Annotated in this window: 1 protein-coding gene; it reads right to left on the bottom strand. The window is 60.3% G+C overall.

The window, feature by feature from the left end; all coding sequences use genetic code 11:
* Nucleotides 1-178: 178 nt before the first annotated feature.
* Entirely contained in the window at nt 179-6,613 is a 6,435-nt protein-coding gene (locus ACE3UG_RS11990) for a S8 family serine peptidase (RefSeq protein WP_374624062.1), read from the bottom strand.
* Nucleotides 6,614-6,695: the final 82 nt, after the last annotated feature.

A 6,695-nucleotide genomic window follows, 5' to 3' on the forward strand; every position in this document is an offset into this window, starting at 1 on the left:
GAGGTTTATATGAATTGAACATCGCTTAGCAATTTGGGGAGCCGGAATCGCCCGACGACAGGGAGTTCCGGCGGAATGATCCAGGGCCGTCGCGGCGTGTCGACACGTCACGGAGCGCCCGCGTCGATGCTGGGAGACACCCCGTCGGACGGCCCTGGCATTCGTTAATTCACAGGAATCACTGCCAGTTGGCGGCAAGCACCGGCGTAAGCGCCGTCCGGTAGTCATTGGGCAGCGACGACTGTCCGGCAGCGGGTGGGGCAAAGGTGGCCATGGCATCCACCAGTTGATCAACCTGGATGTCCGTCAGCGTTCGACCATCCGCCAGTTTGACCTGATCAAGCCGGAATTCCTGGCCCGCGTACCACTTTCGAACCGTCGCAACGTCTTGGGAACCCACAATGCTGACTTCCAGATCGTCGCCCTGACGGCGAAACCAGATTTGATCCGCCCCAACGTTAGCACCAAGCTGCAATACGTCGCGCGCGCCCCGCCCTTCATCGTGGTTGAAGATCGTATCGTGCCCGGAGCCCCTGCCGAACAGATAGGTATCCGAGCCCGCCCCGCCCATCAGATAGTCGTTGCCGGCACCACCGTCCAACCAATCGTCGCCCGCCCCGCCAAGCAAACGGTTGTCAGCCGTGTTACCGATCAAACGATTACTCAGGGCATTGCCTGTTCCGTTGATGTCGGCATCGCCGGTCAAGGTCAGGTTTTCCAAGTGATCCCCCAGCGTGAAGGACACCGATGAGAGAACGGTATCCTTGCCTTGGCCCTCGTACTCCACAACACGATCCGACGTGTGGTCAACGATATAGGTATCGTTACCCTTGCCGCCCGCCAAAAGGTCGGCGCCAGCGCCGCCATCCAATCGGTTGTCTGCATCGTTGCCAACCATTCGGTTTGCCTTGGCGTTACCCGTGCCGTTGATCGCGTCTGACCCGATCAACGCCAGCGCCTCGACTTCGTCCGGCAGTGTATAACTGATGCTCGACTTGACGGTGTCGTAGCCACCTCCTGCAAGCTCTTTGACGACGTCCCCCGGGTTATCGACGACGTACGTATCGTCTCCGGTACGGCCTTCCATGACGTCGGCACCGGCACCACCATCCAGCGTGTTCCCTCCGGCATCACCAACCAGTAGATCGTTACCACCGGTACCCGAGACGCGGACGTTGATGGCTTGCGTGCGGGGTTGACCGAAGATGAAGTTTCGCGCCGACAGTTGCTCCTGACGAACACCCCGAAGCGTGACGTATTGCGTCCCGGACGCCATACGCCCCAAAAAGACACGCAGGAACTGTTGGCCGGCGATCATGATGTTGCTGAACGACAGATCATTAAAAGATGACACCGCCCTGATTTGAGATAGATCGATCTTTTCACCAGGATTGTTGACCTCGAAATCTTCGATAAGATTTTTCATCAGGCCATTCGACGCAGACGGACTGCGATCCTCAACCACCACGAACCGATCATTGCCGGCACCGCCCGCCACGGCGGCTCCCGTCAACGTGCCCCCTTGCAAGTTGAGATTCCGGGCAAACAGGTCGCCACTCGCAAACTCGTTCAAGCCTTGGTCGCCTTCAAGGTAAAGGGTGTCATCGCCGGCGTCGCCGTTGAGATAATCCAGGCCCTCATCGCCCCAAAGACTGTCGTTACCGGGACCACCGCGGACAACGTCGTCGCCCGTGCCCCCGTGAAGAACATCGTTGCCGCCCAACAATGCGTCGGTCGACGTCTCACCGACCAGCACATCGTTTCCCGCGCCACCATATACGATGTCGTTGCCAGTACCGCCAAAGACACGGTCATCCCCGTCGCCCGCCCAGTAGTTCGCGCCGCCATCAGGCAGCACCTGCTCGCGGTCCGACGCATCGCTGCCAAACCCAAAGAGTTTGCCGTGGATCACCTCCGATGGCCGCAATCCCGCTTCGACCGTCAGAAAATTACGAGACGTCAATTTCCCTGCATTCACGTTCTTCAGAATCATGATCTGGCCCTCTGGCAGTTCGATGCGGGTATCGCTCCCCGCTTGCGATAATTTCAGGCGCGCCAACGGATTCGCACCCAGTCCGGACAACACGATGCAATCCTCCCCAATGGCAAAGTCGGCAATCGTATCTGTTGATCCAGGGTCGCGTTCAATGACGAAAAAGTCCGCATCGGTTCCGCCGGTCAAGGTGTCGTTACCGAGTCCGCCGAACAAGACATCCATACCGCCATTACCGCGAAGGGTATCGTTGCCTCGACCGCCTACGAGGATGTTGGTGCCGTCGTTGCCGGTCAGCGCGTCATCGAACTCGCCGCCGACGAGGTTCGTAAAGTTGGCCGAATTCCGGATAGTGAGTGCAGCGCCGGCAATGGTCGCGTTTCCTGCCGCGAGATCCACCCGACTGCCGCTGGAAACGGCGGCAACGTTGATCGTGTTACTCCCGCCATTGGTGTCGTCCAGAACGTCACGTCCGTGGACCGCGAGTTTGGCAAACTCGTCCGTATACACGTATTGGTCGTTGGCGGTCCAGCCCCGGCCCATGGCATTCAGACTCCAGTCGTGCAGGATGCCTGTGTCGCCCGACACCGTGTCAATGACTTGCAGGGTCCAATTGCCATCGGCACGCTCACCGCGATGCCGGGCCGATCCGAAGACGAAGTCGAGTGTGTTCGAGCCGTCAAAGCGCGCATCTCCTCGGGAGGCGGCATCGCCGGGTATCCGTCCAGGACGATCCATCAGGATGGACTCCGTGCCGGACGGCGATATCAATTTGATGATCAGATCGCCGGGGCGAGCATGCGTGAGCCGGATGCGAACCTCCACGTGCTCCGTGGTAACGCCAGTGCCCGCGATACCCAATGTGTGCTTGAGGCCGGCAGCATTTCCGTCTGGGATAGCGCGATCCAGCACACCGGATTCCGGGCTTTTCACCGCCCCGTAAAGGTTGTCTGCCACTTGCCGATCAACCCAGGTTTCAGCGAGTCGAACCGCCGCCCGCGCGTCGACTTGTCCATAACCGTAGTCGTGGCTGACATGCATGCCGCCGCCGTTCCAACGCGTGGCACCGTTGATCTGCCAATCCGTCTCCGAATCGTCGACCTTGCGCGCGGACAGCGCCAGGATCTCCTGGACGTCGCGATAGCCCAAGCGCGGATTCGCCTCCAGCATCAACGCGACGATGCCCGACACGATCGGCGTCGCAAAGCTGGTGCCCTGCACCGTTTTCGCATCGGCACCGAACGTGGAGCCATTGGCGTTTTGCTGCAGGCTCGATGTCGACGTCACGTTCGAGCCCGGCGCGCTCACAAGGATGCTGGCCCCTCGTGATGAGAACGGCTGTTGGTGGACCTGAAACTGCCCCAGATCCGTCTTTGCGTTGATCGCGCCAACAATAATGCTCGAATGGGAGTTTGTCAGGCTGCTGTAGTTAGCATTGCCGCCTACGGCACGGTCATTGCCTGCCGCCATCACGATCACCGTACCGAGGCCATCGCGCCCGCGTTCGAGGGCGTCCACGTATTCGCGCGGCAGATCGCCGATTTTCGCCTCCGAGTACCGCAGCGTAAATCGTTCGCGCGATCCCCAGCTATGGTTCACAACGTCATACTCCTGCATGCGTGCGAGAGACGACATATCCTTGCCATCGAGCCAATGCCCGCCAAGGGTTGCACCGTGCGCGACGCCGACTCCGCCGGCGCCATTTCGGGAGGCCACCATGACACCGGCTACCAGCGTCGCATGGTCGGAGATTTTGCCGTCGCTCCCCTCGCCTGCCCTGCGCCCCGGCGTGGCATCGGCCAACCATTCGGGATCGATGTTGTCTTTCAGATCGCGATGCCGATAGTCGAGCACTTCCTTGCTGTTGCCGAACGATCCATGGGTCTCGAATTGCCCGATGCGCACCCCCTTGCCGCTATAGTCGCGCCAGGCCGGCAGGACGTTCGTGTCGGCCAGGTACCATTGATCGGTCACCAGATCGTCCGACGGCAAATCGCCAGTCTTCAGGAACACCGCCGCCCTCGCCGACGCATGCTCGCCGGTACTGACTTGCGTTACGAGGGCAGCGGGATTGCCTTTGGCATCGGCTACCGTGTATTTAAAGCTCATGAACCCGGTAAAAGTGGCGTCCGGGGTGAATAGCACGTCTCCGGCGTCCGTCAACGTGACCGTGCCGCCAACGGCTTCCATCACCGCCGAAATATGCAACGCATCGCCCTGGAAATCGATATCGTTGGCCAATAGTTGCTCTTTCGCGATCAGGTGCACGCCGCTGCGCTCAAGACGCTTACCGTTCTTGTCACGCATAAGAACATCCTTGACCGGCATCGGGTTTTCCAACCCTGCGCCGCTGCTGCTCGGAATGTCGACCAACGTGACATCCGTGAAATTGGCCTTTTCAACGTTCTTGACGAAGTCCGTGCCATCGCGCCCGGCAACGGTATCGCTGATCCAGATGCCGTCTTCGCCCGGCACGATGCGGTATTCGGAAAGCCGGCCGGACAACTCGATGATGTCGACACCATCTCCGCCGTCGATGGTGTCGTCACCCCCCCCGCCTCGCAGGACATCGTTGCCCGCGCCGCCCATCAGCACGTCATCGTCAGTACCGCCGTCCAGATAGTCGTCCCCTTCGCCGCCAAACAGGCGGTCGCGGCCACGATGCCCACGAATCACATCGTTGCCAGCACCTCCATCTATGACGTCGTCGCCATCCTCGCCCGACAGTGCGTCGTTGCCCGCGCCACCGACGATCATGTCGTCGCCGTCACCCCCCGCGATGAATACGCTGCTTCGGCCACCGCCGACGAGTACGTCGTTGCCGCGTCCGCCCTGGACGATCTCGACTTCACTCTGCGCGAGATTCAATGTGACGCCGCGATCGCCGACGACATGCACGATGTCCGTGCCGGCACCGCCGTTGACCAGGACATCGTCCGCGTCGATCAACAGGACATCGTCGCCGTTGCCACCCTCAAGACGATCCGCCCCCGCACCACCGGACAGCCAATTGTTGCCTGCGTCGCCCTTCAGAATGTCGTTGCCTTGACCACCAACGCCGTTGCGCACACCCTTCTTCGCCACGTCGATGGTTTCTCCCGCGCTGCCCGCAACGTATGCGCTTCCCGGCGCCAGGCGTGAATCGCCTTGTTCCGTGCGAACGATCGTGCCGCTGCCACTCGGCGTGAAGGTATTGCCATTCGGATTCACCAACAGGTTCGCGGCCACGGCCTCTTTCGTTTGTCCGTGTTGAACGAATGTCCCTCTGGCCAGAATCTCGTTGCCATCACGGACTTCGCCGCTTTGTCTAACGGGGTCGAGATCGATACGCGTAATGCCCAACGCATCAAGGCCTTTCAGTTCGCTGCGCTCGTTAGGATCGAGGCGGCCATTGCCGTTCGCATCCATCCAGCTCTTGCCGTCGTGGTTGGCGTCGACCCAGACCTTGACCTGTTGCCAAGCGTCATCGCGGCTATCGAAGACATTGTCGCGATTACTGTCGAGACTCTTTAGCGCCGCGAAGCCGTCCTTGTAGCGCTTTTCTCCCCCCGCGCCGTCGATACCAGACGTCCCAGCGAAATATTCCGAGAGGACTTCGGACATATTGTCGATCGTTCCGTTGCCGTTGCGATCGAGGACAACGATGCCGTCCTCAGGCGAAACCCATCCTGTTTGCTCCAGGCTCCCACCGTCGTTATCGGCATCGAACCAGACCGGCGCGCTCACGTAGTCCGTCAACATCACGCCATCGCCATTCAAATCGAGCACGAGCGGATCGGTTGGGGCAGCCTTCTGCGCCCATGCGCCAAGACTGTTGACGATGGCCCCATTGACGCCGTTCAGGATGCTATTGCCTTCCTTCAGTGGAATGCGATCGATGACAGGCTCGGACAGATTTCCGTTACCCGGCCGCCAACCGTCGGCAAGAATACGCGTGGAAGCGACGGAGGCCGTGTTGTCCACGAAACGACCGACCATCTGGTCGCCGTTCAGCTTGTCTGCTGCCGAGCGGATATCCCACCCGCCGCCGCCAGTCACGAAACCATCTTCAACCCGTTGGGTTTGCTTTTCGAAGTCGCCAGCGCCGACTTCGGCTAGCTGATGTTCCGGTTTGATACTCAGGTCGAAGTCGTTGGTGACGGCGGGCAGATTCGGCCGGTTGATGACTTGACCTTCCTGGATCAGATCGGGATGCTTGATCTGCGGGTTGGCACGCAGGTAGTCATCCACGGTAACGCCGTCTCGCGTGGCAAGTTGCCAAAGGCTTTCGCCTTTCTTGACGGTGTAGTTGCGGTCCGAATGGGCGGCGTTCGCATCTCGGGTAAAGCGCCATCCGCCGCCAAGGATCTCGGTGTGGCCGTCGGCCGTTTGACGAGCCACGTCGATTGACGTCCTGTCATGCAGGCTGGCCACTGGCTTGAAGACGGTTGCGGTCTCCGAGATTGCGGTTTGCTCTCCGGGAGCGAGGACGCGAGGCGACTCCTGAAGGCTGAATTCCACTCGGGCGAGGCCGAGGTCCAGTATCGCGTTCTTGCCGGAGGATTCGCTGATTTCTTTCCAGAGCGGAGTCGCGACGGGGCCTGTCGGAAATTTCGTGTTTGAGGCATAACATGTCGCCAAGGAGTGACGATGCCTCGCAAACCCAAAACCCCACCGGCAGAGCTGCCGACGATCCCCGCCGAGCTGCTTGAGCAGTTCGGCA

This window comes from Pandoraea sp. (assembly GCF_041919235.1).
GTDB lineage: Bacteria > Pseudomonadota > Gammaproteobacteria > Burkholderiales > Burkholderiaceae > Pandoraea.